Here is a 2,384-nt window from a genome sequence, read left to right on the forward strand (position 1 = left end):
CCCCTCCTGCCTCCCCTGCCCCCTCCTTCGAGGAGCGTTTCGGCACCCGCTGGACCGTCTGGGTCGGCGGCCTCGCCCTGGCCTTCGGCGCAATGCTGCTCGTGCGCTACTCGGCCGAGCGCGGCCTGTTCGGGCCGGGCATGCGGATCGCGGGTGGTTTCGCCCTCGCCTTCGGTCTCGTCGGGCTCGGCGAGGTCCTGCGGCGGCGCCTGCGCGGGGCCGAGCCGGTGCCCGCGATCTGGCCCGACGTGCCGGCCATGGTCACCGCCGCCGGCACGGTCGGCCTGTTCGGAGCGGTCTACGCCGCGCACGCGCTCTACGGCTTCATCGGGCCGGGCCTCGCCTTCGCCGGACTGGCGGTGACGGGCCTGGCCGCCATGGTCGCCGCCCTGCTGCACGGGCCGGCGCTCGCCGGGATCGGCCTCGTCGGGGCGCTCGCCACGCCGCTCCTCGTCGGCGGCGGCGGAACGAGCCTGTGGCCGCTCGCCCTCTACCTCCCGGTGGTGGCCGGCAGCGCCTACGCCTTTGCCTGGGTGAAGGGCTGGCGCGCCCTCGCCGTGGCGGCCGGAATCGGCGCGGCGGCCTGGGCCCTGTTCCTCACCCTCCTGCCCGGCGAGAGCGTGGCCGTGCAGGTCCACCTCGTGCTGCAGCAGGCGCTGGCGGTGCTCGTCTTCGCCGTCCTGCCGGGGCGCGGCGTGCCCGATGGGCAGGCGCGGCTCGACCGCTTCGCCGCCTTCGCCCTCGCGGTGATCGGTGGCGTGGCGCTGGCGGTGCTCGGCCTGACGGCGTCCGACGGCGGGCCGGGCTGGGCCGCGGCGGCGCTCGCCGCGACCGTGCTGCCCGCGCTCGCGGGCTTCGTCGCCGCGCCCGCCGCCGCGGGCAGCGTCGTCGCGGCCCTGACGCTGGCCGTCGCGCTCGTGGTCTGGCCGCAGGCGGCGGATCCCGCGGGCGTCCCCGACTTCCTCCTCTGGTCCGGAACCGAGAATCCCGGATGGCTCGTCGCGCTGGCGACGGCCGGGTCTCTGACGGTCGCGGGGCTCGGCGCGCTGCGGCTCCTGGGCGGCAGCCTCCTGCCCTACGCCACCGCCCTCACCTTCGCCGCCGGCGCGGCGGCGGCGCCCCTCGCGGCCCTCGCCCTCGCCGATCTGCGCATCGCAGGCGGCGCGGTGGCCCCGGGCTTCGCCGCCGCCGCGGGGGCGCTGGCCGCCGGGTTCTGCGGGCTCGCCGCCCTGTGCCGGCGCCAGGGCGACCAGACCCCCTCCCCCGCCCTGGCGCTCGGGCTCGGCGCCTTCGCCGCGGCGGCGGTGGCGAGCCTGTGCCTCGGCCTCGTCTTCGCCCTGTCGGGCGGCTCGCTGACGCCGGCCCTGGCCGGGGCGGCGCTCGCCACCGCCCTGATCGCCCGGCGCCTCGACATCCCGGCCCTGCGCTGGTGCGTGGCCGGGCTCGCCGTCGTCGTCGCCGCGCGGCTCGCCTGGGATCCGGCCCTGATCGGCGACGACCTGTCGCGCACGCCGATTCTCAACGGGCTCGTGCTCGCCTACGGCCTGCCGGCCCTGTGCTTCGGCCTCGCCGCCCGGGTGATCCGTCGGCCGGACCGGCCGGCGGACATTCCGGAACAGGTGGCGCAGGCCCTGAGCCTGCTCCTCTCGGCCCTGTTCGTTGTCCTCGAAATCCGGCACGCGCTGCATGGCGGCCGCCTGTCCGAGCCCGGCACGACCGTGCTGGAACAGGGCCTGACGACGCTGACCGCCCTCGGCTTCTCCCTGGTGCTGACGCGGGTCTCCGGCCCCTCGGCCTCGCCGGTGATCCGCTTCGGCGGCCTCGCCTTCGCCTGCCTCGCCCTGCTCCAGGGGGCGCTCGGCCTCGGGCTCGCCGCCAACCCCCTGCTCACCGACGAGCCGGTCGCGGGCGGGGTGATCCTCAACGACGCGGTGCTCGCCTACGCCCTGCCGGCGGCGGCGGCCTTCGCCCTGGCCCGGGCGGCCCGCGGCGTGCGGCCGGTCTGGTTCGTGCGCATGGCGGGCGCCCTGGGGCTCGCGCTGAGCTTCCTCGCCCTGTGCCTCGCCGTGCGGCACGGTTTCCAGGGCGAGCGGCTCGGGCTCGACCGCGAGACGGGACAGGCCGAGTGGTACGCCTACTCCGCGGCGTGGCTCGGCCTCGGCCTCGCCGCCCTCGGCTACGGCATCCTGCGCGGCTCGGCGACCGCGCGGCTGGCCTCCGCGGTCCTGGTGGGGCTCGCCACGCTCAAGGTGTTCCTGCTCGACCTCGCCGGGCTGGAGGGGCCGCTGCGGGCGCTGTCCTTCCTCGGGCTCGGCGCCTGCCTGATCGGCATCGGCCTCGTCTACCAGCGCCTCGTCTTCGCCCCCGCGCCCCCGCTCGTGCCC

The 2,384-nt window shown here is 77.7% G+C and carries 1 protein-coding gene; it reads left to right on the top strand.

Features of this window, described 5'->3' with window-relative positions; all coding sequences use genetic code 11:
- The coding region (locus tag ABS772_RS03540) for a DUF2339 domain-containing protein (protein ID WP_350392220.1) at positions 1 to 2,384 on the top strand (2,384 nt) is incomplete at both ends.

The organism is Methylorubrum podarium (genome assembly GCF_040270385.1).
Lineage (GTDB): Bacteria > Pseudomonadota > Alphaproteobacteria > Rhizobiales > Beijerinckiaceae > Methylobacterium > Methylobacterium podarium.